This window comes from Pseudomonas sp. MF09150, from assembly GCF_059862355.1.
Genome location: NZ_JCBCUS010000004.1, coordinates 223,148 through 238,338, shown reverse-complemented (window position 1 = coordinate 238,338; position 15,191 = coordinate 223,148). Strand labels below are relative to the sequence as shown.

Below are 15,191 nucleotides of genomic sequence, written 5' to 3'. Positions count from 1 at the left end.
GGGAATGCCCGGATCAGCGAACGGCGCTGACCCCGTCCAGGGTCGAGAACGAGGTGTCCTTGGCCGTCAGCAGGAAGTCGCGCATGTAGGGCGCATCCAGCATGTCGGCGCGAATCGCCGCATACAGCGTGGCGAACAAGCCCTTGTCCCCCAGGCGCTTGGCCTTGACGTAACCCCGCGAGCTGTATTCATGCAGCGCCCAATGGGGCATGCCGCACACGCCGCGCCCACTGGCCACCAGTTGCATCATCATCACCGTCAGTTCCGAGGTGCGCACTTGCGCCGGCTCGACGTCCGCTGGCTCCAGGAAGCGGGTGAAGATATCCAGACGATCGCGTTCGACCGGGTAGGTGATCAGGGTTTCGTTGATCAGATCCTCGGGCACGATGTAGGCCTTGCTTGCCAGCGAGTGCTGGTTGGCCACCGCGAGCATGGCTTCGTAGGTGAACAGCGGCACGTAGGTGATGCCCGCCAGCTCCAGCGGGTCGGAGGTCACCACCAGGTCCAGGTCGCCCCGGGCCAGGGCTGGCAAGGGCGCAAAGGAAAAACCCGATGCCAGGTCCAGTTCGACTTCCGGCCAGGCGTCGCGGAACTGGTCGATGGTCGGCATCAACCACTGGAAGCAGCTGTGGCACTCGATGGCCATGTGCAGGCGTCCGGCGGTGCCGCCGGCCAGGCGCGCGATATCACGCTCGGCGCCGCGCAGCAGGGGCAGGGTGGCATCGGCCAGTTGCAGCAGGCGCAGGCCGGCGCTGGTGAAGCGCACCGGCTTGGTCTTGCGCACGAACAATGGCATGCCCATGCGGTCTTCCAGTTCCTTGAACTGGTGGGACAAGGCCGACTGGGTCAGGTGCAGGCGCTCGGCGGCTTCCACCAGGCTGTCGGATTCACGCAGGGCGTGCAGGGTCTTCAGGTGACGGATTTCGAGCACCAGGTTCTCCATGAATAAATTTTGTGATCAACACGAAAAGGTTGAGTTTGTCTCATGTTGGGCTGGCTGTCGACAATGGCGCCATCTTTTATAGGGAGGAACACCTCATGGCCTTGGCCCACACCCTCGGTTTTCCACGTATCGGCGCTGACCGCGAACTGAAAAAAGCCCTCGAATCCTATTGGAAGGGCGACCTTGAACAGAGCGCCTTGCTGAGCGTCGGCCGTGAGCTGCGGGCCCGGCACTGGCAGTTGCAGAAAGCCGCCGGCATCGATTTGCTGCCGGTGGGCGATTTCGCCTGGTACGACCAGGTGCTCACCCATTCGCTGAGCTTCGGCGTGATTCCCGAGCGTTTCGCCAGCACCCAGGACGGCCAGGGCCTGCCGACCCTCGACACCCTGTTCGCCATGGCCCGTGGCGCCAGCACCGGCTGCTGCGGCGGCGAGCATGGCCAGGCGCAATACGCCCAGGAGCTGACCAAGTGGTTCGACACCAACTACCACTACCTGGTCCCGGAATTCAGCGCTGACCAGGGGTTCAGCCTGAGCTGGAACCAGCTGTTCGACGAAGTCGATGAGGCCCACGCCCTGGGTCACCAGGTCAAACCGGTGATCATCGGCCCGCTGACCTACTTGTGGCTGGGCAAGGCCAAGGGCAATGAGTTCGACAAGCTCACGCTGCTGGAGCGCCTGCTGCCGCTGTACGGCGAAATCTTCAAGCGGCTTCAGGCCCAGGGCGTGGAATGGGTGCAGATCGACGAGCCGATCCTGACCCTGGACCTGCCCCTGGAATGGAAGAGCGCCTTTGAGCGCGCCTATCACATCCTTCAGTACTCACCGCTGAAAAAACTGGTGGCGACCTACTTCAGCGGCCTGCAAGACAACCTTGGCCTGGCCGTCGGCCTGCCGGTGGACGGCCTGCACATCGACGCCGTGCGGGCCCCGGAGCAACTGGGCCAGGTACTGGATCGCCTGCCGACCTACAAGATTCTGTCGGTGGGCCTGGTCAACGGGCGCAACGTCTGGCGCTGCGAGCTGGAGCAGGCCCTGGAGCAACTGCAAGTGGCCCAGGAACGTTTCGGCGACAACCTCTGGGTCAGCAGTTCCTGCTCGTTGCTGCACAGCCCGGTGGATCTGGGGCGTGAAGACCAGCTCGATACCGAGTTGAAGAGCTGGCTGGCGTTTGCCGTGCAGAAGTGCGGCGAAATTGCCGTGCTGCGTGATGCGCTGAACGATCCACAGGCCGCCAGCGTTCAGTCTGCCTTGGCCCAAAGTCGTGAAGTACAGGCCAGCCGGGCGCGTTCGCCGCGTATCCACAAGGCCCAGGTCCAGGCCCGCATCGCCGCGATCCGCGAGGCCGACAGCCAGCGCCAGTCACCCTTTGCCCGGCGCATCGACGTGCAGCGCGCACGCTTGCAGTTGCCGCTGTTCCCGACCACCACCATTGGCTCCTTTCCGCAGACCGCCTCGATCCGCCTGGCGCGCCAGTCCTACAAGCAGGGCAAGTTGTCGGCCAACGACTACACCGATGCCATGCACAGCGAGATCCGCCACGCGGTGGAGGTCCAGGAAAGGCTGGGGCTGGATGTGCTGGTGCACGGCGAGGCCGAGCGCAATGACATGGTCGAGTACTTTGCCGAGCAACTGGACGGGTACCTGTTCACCCGCTTCGGCTGGGTCCAGAGCTACGGTTCGCGCTGTGTGAAACCGGCGGTGATCTACGGTGACCTGAGTCGGCCCAAGGCCATGACCGTGGACTGGATTCAATACGCGCAGAGCCTGACCGACAAGGTGATGAAAGGCATGCTCACCGGTCCCGTGACCATGCTGATGTGGTCTTTCCCCCGCGAAGATGTGTCGCGCAAGGTGCAGGCGCAGCAACTGGCCCTGGCCCTGCGGGATGAAGTGCTGGACCTGGAAGCCGCCGGGATCAAGATCGTGCAGATCGACGAAGCGGCGTTCCGCGAAGGCCTGCCCCTGCGCCGGGCGCAGTGGCAGGAGTACCTGGACTGGGCGGTGCAGGCGTTCCGCCTCAGTGCCAGCGGGGTGCAGGACCAGACGCAGATCCACACCCATATGTGCTACAGCGAATTCAACGACGTGATCCAGTCGATTGCCGCCATGGACGCCGACGTGATCACCATCGAGACCTCGCGCTCGGACATGGAGCTGCTGGAGGCGTTCAAGGCGTTCGACTACCCCAACGACATTGGGCCAGGGGTGTATGACATTCACTCGCCACGGGTGCCGGACACCGCGGAAATGGTCAAGCTGATGAGAAAGGCGGTCAAACGCATCCCTGCCGAGCGGTTGTGGGTCAACCCGGACTGCGGCCTGAAAACCCGCGCCTGGCCCGAGACCGAAGCGGCCCTGATCAACATGGTCGCCGCCGCCCGGCAACTGCGCAGCCAGTTGGGTTGATTACACCCGTTGGAACCCCGGCGCGGGTACGGGCCAGCGTCCGAACGCGGCCCGAGCCTATCGGCAGCGGCTACAAGGTGTCGTCGAAAGACGACCGCTGGGCAATCTTCATCAAACTGTCACGCAACTGTGGCAGCGCGCTTGAACAGACTTCATCAGACTCGCGCTCTACTGGGGTTCTGCGTTTCGGTGTTTGTTCATGCGGGTACGATTCTTTTCAATGATGCTGTTGCTGGCCGGGCTGACGCTCGGCCAGTTGTCTTTTGGCGCTTCGCGTTGCGACGTCAATGTCCTCACCCAACGGGTCGAACTGGAGCAGGTCAGCCTGGCGTACCAGAGCATCGGCCGTGCCTCGGACCCGGCGTTATTGCTGGTGATGGGCCTGGGCGGGCAACTGATCCACTGGCCCGACGAGGTGGTGGTCGCCTTGTGTCAGCAGGGGTTTCGGGTGATCCGCTATGACAACCGCGACGTGGGCCTGTCCACCTGGCGCCAGGTGCCGGACAGCGCCAACCTGACCTTCGAGGTCCTGCGCTACAAGCTCGGCCTGCCGGTGGCGGCGCCTTACACCCTGACGGACATGGCCGACGATGCCCTGGGCCTGATGAATGCCCTGCATATCGAGCAGTTTCATGTGCTGGGCGCGAGCATGGGCGGGATGATCGCCCAGCACCTGGCCGCCATGGCGCCGCAGCGGGTGGAAAGCCTGACCTTGATCATGACCAGCTCCGGCGCCGAGGGCCTGCCCGCGCCCAATGCGGCGCTGGTGCAGTTGCTCTCGCGACGCGGTGCGCCAAACCGCGCGGTGGCCCTGGAGCAGCAGGCCGATTTGCTGGCGGCCCTGGGCAGCCCCGAAGTCAGTGACGATCGCCAGGTGCTGTTGCACCAGGCTGCGGAGTCCTACGACCGTGCATTCAACCCCGAAGGCGTGAAGCGTCAGATCATGGCGATCCTCGCCGAGCCGAGTCGGGTCACCCTGCTCAACCAATTGCGGGTGCCGACCCTGGTGGTGCACGGCACCGCCGACCCGCTGCTGCCGGTGATGCACGGCGTGCACCTGGCCGCGCATATCCAGGGCAGCCAATTGAAGCTGATCCCGGGGCTGGCCCATCGTTTCCAGGAGGCGTTCAAGGCGCCGTTGCTGGCGGCGGTGCTGCCGTACCTGCAAGCCCACCGTGAAGACACCTCGCACTGGGCGCAGATCGAACCCCTGGCCGCACCGAACCTGCTGTGAGCAGGGGCGGCCACAGGCTGAGGCTCAGCGAATGATTTTATCGACCTGGATCCCGAGCTTTTTCAGGCGATACCAGAAGCTGCGCTCGGAGATGCCGATCAATTGCGCGGCGGCGGCTTGCACGCCATTGCTCTGTTGCAGGGCGCTGAGGATGTAGGCTTTTTCCACCTCGGCCAGGGCCGCTTCCAGGTCGCTGGGCACGCTGGCCCCTGCGCTCAGCGCGACCCCCGGAGCACTGTCGGCCGGTGCTGGGGTGAACAGGTAATCGGGCAGGTCGTTCTCTTCGATCACTGCACCCTTGGCGACGATGGTCGCGCGTTCGACGCAGTTCTGCAGTTCACGGATATTCCCCGGCCAGCTGTAGTTGGCCATGGCCTGCAGGGCCTGCGGGCTGAAGCCGCTGATGCGTTTGCCGGCGGTGGCGCCCAGGGTATGGGCGAAGTGGCGGGCCAGGGGCGCGATGTCTTCGACCCGCTCACGCAGGGCGGGCAGGGGGATGGGGAAGACATTCAGGCGGTAGTAGAGGTCCTCGCGAAACTCCTTGTTGGCCACCGCTTCGAGCAGGTTCTTGTTGGTCGCGGCGATCACCCGCACATCGACCTTGCGCTCGCGCGGGTCGCCCACCGGTTCGATCACCCGTTCTTGCAGGGCGCGCAATATCTTGGCCTGCAACGCCAGGGGCATGTCGCCGACTTCATCGAGAAACAGGGTGCCCTTGTCAGCCTGCTGGAAACGCCCGACCCGGTCCGCCACGGCGCCGGTGAAGGCGCCCTTGCGGTGGCCGAACATCTCGCTTTCCAGCAGACCTTCGGGAATCGCCGCGCAGTTGACCGCCACAAACGGCCGGCCGGCGCGGTTGCCGTGCTTGTGGATGGCTCGGGCAACCATTTCCTTGCCGGTGCCGCTTTCGCCGGTCAGGAGGATGGTGGCGCTGCTTTCACGCACCGAATCCACGGCTTGCAACACCCGGCGAAAGGTCGGGCTGTCGCCCACCAGGCTGTCGATCTGCTGGTGCTCGTCGAGCTCGGCGCGCATGCGCTGGTTGTCTTTGAGGATGTCGCGAAACTGCAGGGCCTTGCTGACGGTGATGTCCAGCTCGTCGATATCGAAGGGTTTGGCAATGTAGTCGTAGGCGCCGTCACGCATCGACTGCACGGCGTTTTTCACCGTGCTGTAGGCGGTCATCACGATCACCGGCAACTGCGGGTAGCGCAGCTTGATCTCGGCCAGCAGTTGCGGGCCATCCATGCCGGGCATGCGCCAGTCGCTGATCACCAGGTCGATGTCTTCCTGCTCCAGGACCTTGAGCGCGTGCAGGCCGTTGCTGGCGGTAAACACCTGGATGCCGTTCTGGCTCAGGGCCGACGACAGCAGGTCGCAGAGTTTGGGCTCGTCATCGACCACCAGCAGGTTATGCGTCATCAGCGTCCTCTTCGTCATCTTCACCGTTGGCCGGAATGTACAGGCTGAACGTGGCGCCGGCATCTTTTTCACTGCTGCATTCGATGTGCCCGTCATGGTTTTCCATGATCGAGAACACCTTCGCCAGGCCCAGGCCGGTGCCCGAGGCCTTGGTGGTGACGAACGGCGTGAAGATGCGTTCAAGCATGTCCGGCTCGATGCCTTGCCCGGTGTCGGTGACGCTGATGATGGTGTAGTCCTCGTCCTGGGCGATGCCCAGGGTCAGGCGTCCGCCTTCGGGCATGGCGTCTATGGCATTGAGGACCAGGTTCAGGCAGGCCTGCTTGAGCTGGCGTGCATCGGCGTACAGGGTCGCGCCCGGGGCCTGGTCGTCGATCCGCGCATCGATCTTGTGCAGGACCAGTTCCGGTTCGCAGAAGCCGATCAGTTCTTCCATCAGCGGCCGGGCCGGCTGGGTCGAGCGCATGGGCGCGCTGGGCTTGGCGAAATCGAGGAAGTCGGTGATCAGGTCGTTGATGCGGCTGACTTCGCTGATCACGTATTCCAGGTGGCGCTTATCGCCGTCGGGCAAGTCGGCACGGCGGTGCAGCAACTGGGTCGCGGTCTTGATAATGCCCAGCGGGTTGCGGATTTCATGGGCCAGGCCCATGGCAACCTCGCCCAGGGCATGCAGTCGATCACGGCGACGCAGTTGCGACTCCAGGTGCTGCAACTCGCCCAGGCGCTCGGTCATGTGGTTGAAGGTGCTGCTCAACTCGGCCAGTTCATCGCCGCCGCTGACCGGCACCCGCTGTCGGTAGTCGCCGGCAATCACCGCTTGCACGCCTTTGGACAGGCCGCGCAAGGGCCGGGTCAGGCGTTGCGAGACCAGCCAGCCGACGGCCAGGGAGGCTGCCGAGCTGAGAAGGAAAATCAGGATGAACAGGTTGCTCTGGTTGACCAGCCCCACCAGGCTGCTGTGGCGCAGCAGGCCGCTGAAAATCACCCCCACCAGGTCGCCGCTGTCATTGAAGATCGGCCGATACAGGCCGCTGTAGCGGCTGGTGAACTGTTCGCTGGGCTGGCGCGTGGTGCGCAGGATCGCTTCGATTTTTTCCGGCACCCGGTTGGGGTGATCCTCGAAGCGCTGGGTGGCGAAGATCTCGGCAAAATCGTCGGCCTTGGCCAGGTACAGGCGCAGGTCGAGGGAGTGCACTTCGGCCACGCTGGTGAGGAAGCTGGCATCCAGGTAGGTGGCGATCAGCAGCTGGTAGTCGATGCCATCCAGGGTGGTCTGGAAGGTCGAGACCACCACGCCGGTCGCCACGCCGCCGACCTGGACCGTCTGCAGCACGGCATTGGACGCAGTGCTGATCTGCCCGACGATGTTGTCGGCAGCGGTACTGAACACCACTTTGTGGTCGCTTTTGCGGATCAGCGCCACCACGTCGATACCCATCGAGTCGGCAATGTCGGCGGTCAGCTTGTCGTGCTTGGCCGCATTGCGATCGGTGGGCGGGCGGGTGTAGCGCAGGAACAGCTGGGCGATACGGGCGTTGTCGTGGAGGATTTCGGTGATCTCGTCCTCGACGATCTTGGTCGACTCCTGCAGCCAGATACGCACGTTGCTGTCGAAGATTTCCGACAGGGTGGCCGCTGCCAGCTCGGCGGCGATCATGGTCGGGATCACGCTGACCATCCAGAAGGCCAATACCAGCTTGCGCTGCAGGCTCCAGCGAGAGATGGCAAACGGGCGCGGGGGACGGCGTTCTTTTTTGGTCATGAACTTTCGCTTATTGCAGCAGCCATGGCGGGGTCGGATCGATCCGGGCGGACAAACAGTTTTATCAGTTTGAGCAGGGTGTTGAGCAAGGGGTTTCGATGCCGGAAGAACAGCGTATTGCCGGTAAAGGAACAGCCCAGGCGCAGTTTACTGGCGTAGCCGGCCTGGCCACACTCGTACAGCGCAATCTTGTGTTCGATACAGTAGTCGACATTGGCCAGCCAGCTACGCATGTACAGGTTGTGCTCCCGGGTGAGGTCCAGGTCGTGGGCGAAAAACTTGTCGATCAGCCGATGCCGGTCGATGAGGATCAGGTTGAACGCCACCAGTTGTTCGTCGATCCAGTACAGCACGCAGGCCGCGCGCTCGCCCAGGTGTTCGAGGATGCCGGTGAAGTAGTCCGCCGGCAGGCGTTCGAATTGCAGGTCGCTGCGCGCCAGCGTCGCCTCATACAGCCGCATGATGTCGGGCATGACGTCGTCGATCGAGCGCCGCCATTCAATCCGCGGGCCCGGCGCGCGCAGTTTGCGCCGCAGGTCCTTGCGGGTGGATTTGCCCAGGGTGCCCAGGTAAGCGTCGATGGAACCAAAGGGAATCGGCAGCAGCGCGCTCGGCAGGCTGGGCATCGCCTGGAAACCTGCGGCCTGGCAGCTGTCGGCCCATTGCCGGTCGCTGCTGGGGGCGTCCTTGACCGCCCGCAGGCCGATGCCGAGGGCGTCGGCATCGCGTTGGGCGATCAGCAACAGGTGTTCCAGCAAGGCCTGGCGCCGTTCGACCGGCACATGGCTGGCGGTGCCGGCATTGCACTGTTCGGCCACCGGCGAACCGATGGCGTACAGGCGCAGTTGCAACAGCCCCGGCCAATAGCGCTGCAGGCGCTCGGTGATGCGCTTGCCGATTCCCTGGACCGTGGTGTCGAGCCGATACCCGGTGGTGAAGGCCGGCGCCACCGCCACCAGGGTCGAGCCTTCATAGAGCGCCAGGTAGCGCCATTGGAAGTCTTCGATCCCGGCGTTTTCCACCGCCAGGTAATAGTCCCAGTCCTCCAAGGCATTCGGGAAACAGTCATTCCAGGCACGGCGGTCGATGGCCTGGATGGTCGAATAGGCTTGGGCGGTAATCACGTCTCGTCCTTAAGTTACGCCAGCTGTCGATAGTCTTCGCGCACGGCTGGCGAGTGAGCCTGTTGCTCGATGAACGCGAGGCTTAACTCCACGACCCGACGGTATTGCAGGTCGACTGTGATCATGTGATAGCAGTTGTCGAGGAGGATCTTGGTCACCGGGCCACCGAGTTTGCGTTCCACATAATCGGCGTTCCAGCGGCTGGTGATGTCGTCTTCGATCGAGTGCAGCACCAGGGCCGGCGTGGTAATCGACGGCATGCGTTTTTTCACCACGGCGTTCATCCGATGCAGTTCGCGCACGGTCACCCCCTCCATGGTCAGCAGCCCGGCATTGCTGCTCTCGCCGGCTTTCATCTGCCGCTCGACGATAGCCCGCAGGCGTTGGTTCTTGATGCCGTAGGGCGGTTTTTCCTCGAAGCTGCACATGTGCACGCCGAACGGAATCTTCATCAGCAACGGGGTCAGGAACGCCAGTTTGTTGATGCTCCAGCCGTCGTACTTGAGGGTGGTCGAATACATCAGCAGGCCGGTGACCTGCCCCGGATGCTCGGACGCCACGTACATCGACATGACTGCACCCATGGACAAGCCGCCGACGAATACCTGCTGGTGACGCTGACGCACGCCGACGAAGGTTCTGCGCACCCCCTCGTACCAGTCCTGCCAGCCGGTGGCCTGCAGGTCGCTGTTGTCCCCGCAATGCCCGGCCAGGGTCGGCACATACACCGTGCAGCCCTGCTTGGCCAGGCCCTGGGCCACCCGACGCAACTCCGTCGGGGTGCCGGTCAGGCCGTGGATCAACAGGACCCCGACCGGACCATTGCCGAGAACGAAGCCCGAGTCGCCTTGACCCAGATCGATCCCTGCCACGTTCACCGCTTCATGGCTCGAACCAGCAACTGCTCAAGCAGCTTCAGGCCCAGGTCGATTTCCGGGTAGCTGATCTCCAGGGACGGTGCCAGGGTGATCACGTTCTTGTAGTAGCCGCCGACGTCGAGGATCAGGCCCAGTTTCCGACCGTCAACCAGCATGTCGCCCTTCATGCCTTCCTCGACCATGTAGTCCAGGGTCGCCTTGTCCGGGGTGAAGCCGTCCGGGCCGCAGATTTCGCAGCGCAGGGCCAGGCCCAGGCCGTCGACATCGCCGATGATCGGGAAGCGTTTCTGCAGGTCTTGCAGGCCTTCCAGGAAGTATTTGCCCTTGGCCATGACCATCGCGCCGTAGTCGACTTCGCTGGTCATCTTGAACATTTCCAGGCCGACCGCCGTACCCAATGGGTTGGAGGCGAAGGTGGAGTGGGTCGAACCTGGCGGGAAGATTTTCGGGTTGATCAATTCTTCCTTGGCCCAGATGCCGCCCAGTGGGTTCAAGCCGTTGGTCAGCGCCTTGCCGAACACGATCACGTCGGGTTGCACGTCGAAGTGTTCGATCGACCACAGCTTGCCGGTGCGCCAGAAGCCCATCTGGATTTCATCGACCACCATCAGGATGCCGTGCTGGTCCAGGACCTGCTTGAGCTCGCTGTAGAAGTTCATCGGCGGGATCACGTAGCCACCGGTGCCCTGGATCGGCTCGACGTAAAACGCGGCGTATTCGCTCTGGCCGACTTTCGGGTCCCAGACACCGTTGTATTCGGTTTCGAACAGTCGGGCGAACTGCTGCACGCAGTGGCTGCCGTACTCTTCCTTGGTCATGCCTTTCGGACCACGGAAGTGGTACGGGAACGGAATGAAGTTGGCGCGCTCGCCGAAGTGGCCGTAGCGGCGACGGTAGCGGTAGCTGGAGGTGATCGACGAGGCACCGAGGGTCCGGCCGTGGTAGCCGCCTTCGAAGGCGAACATCAGGCTCTTGCCGTTGCTGGCGTTGCGCACCACTTTCAGCGAGTCCTCGATGGACTGCGAGCCGCCGACGTTGAAGTGCACGCGGCCGTCGAGGCCGAATTTCTTCTTGGCATCGACCGCGATCATTTCCGAGAGCTCGATCTTGCCTTTGTGCAGGTACTGGCTGGCGATCTGCGGCAGGGTGTCGATCTGCTGTTTCAGGGCGTTGTTCAGACGCGGGTTGGCGTAGCCGAAGTTGACCGCCGAATACCACATTTGCAGGTCGAGGTAGGCCTGGTCTTCGGTGTCCCAGACGTAGGAGCCTTCGCAGCGGCTGAAAATGCGCGGCGGCTCGATGTAGTGGACGGTGTCGCCGTAGGAGCAGTACTTGGCTTCTTTTTCCAGAAGGATCTGGTCTTCTGCGGTGGCAATGCGAATGTCAGACATGATGGAAGAGTTCCTGTGGTTCAGCAGAATTTTCAAGGGAGAAGGTATTGGCGTTGGCGCTGCCGTTAGGCAGTTGGGCCATAAGCGCAGGCAGCTCGGCGAAGGTGTCGAAGCGTGCATAAGGAATTGCATTGCGCTCGCAGTATTCGGCCAGGCGGTCCTTGGCAAAAACGAAGTCGGCGGTGGAGGCCACGCACATGTCGGACTGGCCGTCACCGATCACCAGCACGCGTTTGCCACGCGGGGTGGATTTGCATTTGCAGTTGCCGGATGCCGCACGGCAGGCGTCGCTGGCGTAGGGGAAGTCGATGCGCCAGCTGTTGTGGTCGACCTGGCGCAGGCGGTTGGCAAGGATCGGCAGCAGGCTCACGTAGTTGCGCGCCAGGATCCGGGCGATGCCTTGTTCGATGCCGTCGCTGACCACTTCAATGGAGGCGCCGAGGCCGGTCACATGGTCGACGAAGTCGGGAAAGTCGGGGTCGATTTCGACACTGTCGAAATACCCGAGCAGCTCGGACGGGGTCGCCTTGACCAGCGCCAGTTGGCGACTGAGGCACTCACGGGAACCGATGTGACCGTCGAGCCACTCCTGCTCGATGCTCTCCCAGCTAGGGTCGGCGAAGCGTTGGAGGACGTTGTCGATCACGTCGGTGCGGGTGATGGTCCCGTCGAAGTCACACACGATATGCCAGTGCATCATCTGCAGTTACCTGTTGGATAGGAGCGCTGTTTGCGCTTGCCAGAGAGGTAGAGCAGGGACTGTGCCAACTGGAGAAAACCCAGCAGGGCTGGGCTTGCGGCGGCGGTCTGGGCTGTTTTTCAGCTTTGTAGCTACAATTTTTGTAGCTTGCTACAAACAACATCAGTGCTTGCGCAGACACCGACGTCTAGGGATTGATGCGCGCATGTTCAGACAAGGAAATGCACCCATGCCCAGGTTCACACGTTCTGCCCTGTTCGCCGGCCTGCTGGCGTTGGGGGCGGGTTCCACAGCCCTGGCCGACGACGGCATCACCGGACAGGTCGGGCTGGGCGTCGGCTACCAGCCCCACGACCCAAGCGGCAGTCGCTATGAAAGCGTGCCATTGCCGTACTTCGACCTGGACTGGGGTTCGGTCAGCCTCGACACCGATGACGGCCTGACCTGGGATGCTCTGTCGGCCAACGGTTTCAGCGCCGGGCCGTATATCAATTACCTGCCAGGGCGTAACGCCAACGGCTCGCTGCGCGGCCTGCGAGACGTGCCGAACATGGCCGACGTTGGGGGTTTTATCGAGTATGCGCCGGACGATTTCTGGCGCGTGTTCGCCTTCCTCGGCCACGCGGTGGCGGGAGGCGATGGTCAGGGCGGGGTGCTGGGCAAGGTCGGTGGCGAGATCGGTTACCCGCTGGGTGCCGGGATTATCGGCAGCAATAACCTGACCGCACACTTTGCCGATGGGCGTCAGGCCCAGACCTTTTTCGGGGTCAGTGGCGACGAGGCCCAGGCCTCCGGCATCGCGCCGTACAACGCCAGTGGCGGTTTGCAGAACGTGACCCTGACCCAGAACCTGCAAATCCCCCTGGGCGGCGACTGGTCGCTGATGACCAGTGCCAGCTGGATTCGCCTGACCCATTCGGCGGCGGACAGCAGCATCGTGCGCGAGAAGGGCCAGGTCAATCAGGGCCAGGTGCAGACCGCAATCAGCTACAAATTCTGAAGCGTGCTGGCTGCGGCCAGCGTCGTTTCAGCTTGCCTCGCCCTCGGCCAGCAGGGCGATCCCGCCGATGATCACCAGTACGCCGACCCAGTGCAGCAGGCTGATCTGCTCGCCCAGGCCCAGCCAGGAGCCGAGCAGCACCACCACGAACACCAGTGAACTCAAGGGGAAGGCCAGGGACAGGCTGCTGCGTCGCAGAATCAGCATCCAGACGAAAAAGGCGCCGATGTAACAGGCGATCGCCAGCAGGATCCCCGGGTTGGCGGCCACCGCCAGCAGCCATTGCAGGGTGAAGTCCATCTGTCCCAGTTGGTCGCCGGCCACCTTGGTCGCGATCTGCCCGGCGCTTTCAAAGCCGATCAGTAGGGCCCAGAGCACCACGGTGCCCAGGCGCTCGTGGAGCCAGCCGGATGAGGTGGTTGAAGTCATGTAGGGTTCCTTTCAATCGTGAATAGAGGCTCAGGTACTGGCGATGCACACCAGCATCACGCCCAGGGTGATCACCAGGGTGCCGAGCCAGCGCCGCCGGCTGACGTATTCACCGAGGATGACCTTGCCGGCCAGGACCACGCCGCAATAGGCCAGGGCCGCGGCTGGAAACAGCAGGCTCAGGGGCGCGCGAGACAAGGCTTCGAGCCAGACGAAAAACTCGATCACATAGGCGCCGATCCCGCACCAGAGCAGGGGCGCATTGAATACCTGGCCCCAGAACGCATTGAGGCGAAAGCCGCCTTCGAGTTCGGGCAGGCGGTCCAGGCCGAGCTTGAAACAGAGTTGGCCGATCACATCCAGGACGATGGAAAAGGCCACCAGCAGAACAACGGTCAAGGTCACGGGTACAACTCCTCGAACAGGCTCATCAGCGCTTCATTGGTCACCGAGTTGCGCAGCAGGTCGGCCTGGCTCCAGCGTTCGACAGGCGGTTGGTCGGATGTGGCTTCCCAGCGCTTGAGGGCGTTGCTGAAGGCCGGCGCGGCAAATTCGCCGCAGACATCGATGCCCAGAACCCGTTTGCCCTCGGCCAGCAGGCGCAACGCCTGCAACAAGTGGCTCAGGCGCATGCCGCCCTGGTCCCAGTTGGTCGCGGCGTCTTCACTGGCCAGCACGTCTTTGTCGATGGTGATCCAGACCGCCTCGGTGGGCAGGCCGGCGATCATCTGAGCGATGAAACCGGGCCAGTCCTGGTCCACCAGGTTGTGCCAGTGCAGATGGTTTTCCCGCTGCTGGTGCCCGGCGCCATCGCCGATCCGGCCCCAGACCTTGGACGGCGCATGCTGCCAGGGAAACAGCTGCAGCTTGCCCTGGCGCAAGGCGCCCAGGTTGCCGCCGCGCAGTTGCGGGCTGTCGAGGTCCTCGCTGCACGGCCCCAGGGTGACGATGCGCTGGATGTGGGGCATTTGCAGCGCGCGGTTGACCCAGGAGCCGCAGTGCCGACGCGGGGCCAGTCGCACCCAGTCGGGGTGGTTATCGAAGTGGATCAGGCTCACCGGCTCCTTCAGGTTGGCGAGAAAGGCCGGGGTCAGGTGGTGGTAGTCGCCGGAGCCGACAAAGAAGATTTCCGGCTGCGGCCCGTTATGCGCGGGCCGCTGGCCCAGGCGTTCGGTGAAGCGCCGGTAGGTGCGCTCGGTGGACCAGAGCCGCAGTTTCGGGCCCAGGTCCAGCAGGTCCAGGCGCCGCGCCTGACCGTTTTCCAAGCGTCGCGTGACGGCCTCCTGGGCGGTCAGACTGTGGTCGAGATCTAAAATATTCAACGTGTGATTTACCCATGGCAGCGCCCCGCCAGCGCTGAAACGCAGACCGGCCGGGCTTTCCACGGTAATTGCAAAGACCGGGCCACGTTCGAACGCGCGCCTGGACCGTAGCCGCTGCCGCAGGCTGCGCTGGCCCGGATGAACGCCGAGGGGGGTCAGGCAGATGAGGGGCGCCAGGTCCGGCCAGCGCAGCCTCGCGGGCTCGGCAGCGGCGACAGGTCAGGCGTGCAGGCGGACCCAGACGCTGACCAGGACCGTCGCGGCCATCAGCCAGGCCACGGCGGCCACGGCCAGGGAGGCTTCGAGGCGCAGGCGGTCGACCATCACGTACAGGGTCGCCAGGTACACGAAGTACGGAATGATCGACCACATGCCAAAGACGATGGTGGTCTTCAGGTCTTCCACCGAACGGCCCTTGCCGACGATGTAATGGGCGATCAGGGCGAAGGTCGGAAACAGCGGCACCAACCCGGCGATGTAGTAATTCCGGGTTTTCGCCAGGGCGGCCAGGATCAGCACCACGCCAGCGCCCAGTGCAGCTTTGAGCAATAGATCCACAGGTATATCTCGCTTGGGTC

14 protein-coding genes are annotated in these 15,191 nt (G+C 63.5%); 3 read left to right on the top strand and 11 right to left on the bottom strand.

Going from position 1 to position 15,191, the window contains the following annotated elements:
• Nucleotides 1–13: 13 nt before the first annotated feature.
• Nucleotides 14–931, bottom strand: coding sequence for a transcriptional regulator MetR (metR, locus tag AC19YX_RS17220; RefSeq protein WP_500606657.1), 918 nt, complete (start codon nt 929–931; stop codon nt 14–16).
• A gap of 107 nt (nt 932–1,038) precedes the next feature.
• On the opposite strand from metR, the gene metE reads away from it, so the two are divergent.
• Complete coding sequence (gene metE, locus AC19YX_RS17215; RefSeq protein ID WP_500606656.1) at nt 1,039–3,351, top strand: 5-methyltetrahydropteroyltriglutamate--homocysteine S-methyltransferase; 2,313 nt, start codon at nt 1,039–1,041, stop codon at nt 3,349–3,351.
• Nucleotides 3,352–3,571: 220 nt separating this feature from the next.
• Complete coding sequence (locus AC19YX_RS17210) at nt 3,572–4,585, top strand: alpha/beta fold hydrolase (RefSeq protein ID WP_500606765.1); 1,014 nt, start codon at nt 3,572–3,574, stop codon at nt 4,583–4,585.
• Nucleotides 4,586–4,609: 24 nt separating this feature from the next.
• Here the strand turns inward: AC19YX_RS17210 and AC19YX_RS17205 are convergent, their stop codons facing one another.
• From AC19YX_RS17205 to AC19YX_RS17180, 6 genes are read right to left on the bottom strand one after another with little or no spacing between them, the layout of a single operon-like run.
• Nucleotides 4,610–6,007, bottom strand: coding sequence for a sigma-54-dependent transcriptional regulator (locus tag AC19YX_RS17205; protein WP_201127661.1), 1,398 nt, complete (start codon nt 6,005–6,007; stop codon nt 4,610–4,612).
• On the bottom strand, nt 5,997–7,769 hold the full coding sequence (locus tag AC19YX_RS17200) for a sensor histidine kinase (protein ID WP_500606655.1): 1,773 nt from the start codon (nt 7,767–7,769) through the stop codon (nt 5,997–5,999). Before AC19YX_RS17200 ends, AC19YX_RS17205 begins: the two co-directional genes overlap by 11 nt.
• Nucleotides 7,766–8,893 (bottom strand): GNAT family N-acetyltransferase, encoded by a 1,128-nt coding sequence (locus tag AC19YX_RS17195; protein WP_078471946.1) that lies wholly within the window; start codon nt 8,891–8,893, stop codon nt 7,766–7,768. The genes AC19YX_RS17200 and AC19YX_RS17195 overlap by 4 nt, the downstream gene beginning before the upstream one ends.
• 14 nt (nt 8,894–8,907) lie before the next feature.
• The gene (locus tag AC19YX_RS17190; protein ID WP_500606654.1) at nt 8,908–9,771 is read right to left on the bottom strand and encodes an alpha/beta hydrolase; all 864 of its coding nucleotides are present in this window, start codon (nt 9,769–9,771) and stop codon (nt 8,908–8,910) included.
• On the bottom strand, nt 9,768–11,162 hold the full coding sequence (locus AC19YX_RS17185; RefSeq protein ID WP_500606653.1) for an aspartate aminotransferase family protein: 1,395 nt from the start codon (nt 11,160–11,162) through the stop codon (nt 9,768–9,770). The genes AC19YX_RS17190 and AC19YX_RS17185 overlap by 4 nt, the downstream gene beginning before the upstream one ends.
• Nucleotides 11,155–11,862, bottom strand: a complete 708-nt coding sequence (locus AC19YX_RS17180) for an MtnX-like HAD-IB family phosphatase (protein WP_201127655.1) — start codon at nt 11,860–11,862, stop codon at nt 11,155–11,157. The genes AC19YX_RS17185 and AC19YX_RS17180 overlap by 8 nt, the downstream gene beginning before the upstream one ends.
• 229 nt (nt 11,863–12,091) lie before the next feature.
• On the opposite strand from AC19YX_RS17180, the gene AC19YX_RS17175 reads away from it, so the two are divergent.
• Nucleotides 12,092–12,862 carry a MipA/OmpV family protein gene (locus AC19YX_RS17175; protein ID WP_421548643.1) on the top strand — a complete coding sequence of 257 codons (771 nt, stop codon included), beginning with the start codon at nt 12,092–12,094 and terminating at the stop codon, nt 12,860–12,862.
• 27 nt (nt 12,863–12,889) lie between these two features.
• Here the strand turns inward: AC19YX_RS17175 and AC19YX_RS17170 are convergent, their stop codons facing one another.
• The 4 genes from AC19YX_RS17170 to AC19YX_RS17155 form a co-directional block, all read right to left on the bottom strand.
• Nucleotides 12,890–13,291 (bottom strand): DMT family transporter, encoded by a 402-nt coding sequence (locus tag AC19YX_RS17170; RefSeq protein ID WP_078471941.1) that lies wholly within the window; start codon nt 13,289–13,291, stop codon nt 12,890–12,892.
• A 30-nt stretch (nt 13,292–13,321) separates the two neighbouring features.
• Nucleotides 13,322–13,696, bottom strand: coding sequence for a DMT family transporter (locus AC19YX_RS17165; RefSeq protein WP_020298560.1), 375 nt, complete (start codon nt 13,694–13,696; stop codon nt 13,322–13,324).
• Nucleotides 13,693–14,613, bottom strand: coding sequence for an arginase family protein (locus AC19YX_RS17160; protein WP_421548642.1), 921 nt, complete (start codon nt 14,611–14,613; stop codon nt 13,693–13,695). The genes AC19YX_RS17165 and AC19YX_RS17160 overlap by 4 nt, the downstream gene beginning before the upstream one ends.
• Nucleotides 14,614–14,832: 219 nt before the next feature.
• Nucleotides 14,833–15,162 carry a GlpM family protein gene (locus AC19YX_RS17155; protein WP_178102975.1) on the bottom strand — a complete coding sequence of 110 codons (330 nt, stop codon included), beginning with the start codon at nt 15,160–15,162 and terminating at the stop codon, nt 14,833–14,835.
• Between the last annotated feature and the right edge of the window lie 29 nt (nt 15,163–15,191).

Excerpts from the sequence above, each read along its gene's own strand:
- AC19YX_RS17185 (WP_500606653.1), bottom strand. The coding sequence starts at position 11,162 with ATGTCTGACATTCGCATTGCCACCGCAGAAGACCAGATCCTTCTGGAA.
- AC19YX_RS17175 (WP_421548643.1), top strand. The coding sequence starts at position 12,092 with ATGCCCAGGTTCACACGTTCTGCCCTGTTCGCCGGCCTGCTGGCGTTG.
- AC19YX_RS17180 (WP_201127655.1), bottom strand. The coding sequence starts at position 11,862 with ATGATGCACTGGCATATCGTGTGTGACTTCGACGGGACCATCACCCGC.
- AC19YX_RS17205 (WP_201127661.1), bottom strand. The coding sequence starts at position 6,007 with ATGACGCATAACCTGCTGGTGGTCGATGACGAGCCCAAACTCTGCGAC.
- metE (WP_500606656.1), top strand. The coding sequence starts at position 1,039 with ATGGCCTTGGCCCACACCCTCGGTTTTCCACGTATCGGCGCTGACCGC.
- AC19YX_RS17200 (WP_500606655.1), bottom strand. The coding sequence starts at position 7,769 with ATGACCAAAAAAGAACGCCGTCCCCCGCGCCCGTTTGCCATCTCTCGC.
- AC19YX_RS17170 (WP_078471941.1), bottom strand. The coding sequence starts at position 13,291 with ATGACTTCAACCACCTCATCCGGCTGGCTCCACGAGCGCCTGGGCACC.
- AC19YX_RS17210 (WP_500606765.1), top strand. The coding sequence starts at position 3,572 with ATGATGCTGTTGCTGGCCGGGCTGACGCTCGGCCAGTTGTCTTTTGGC.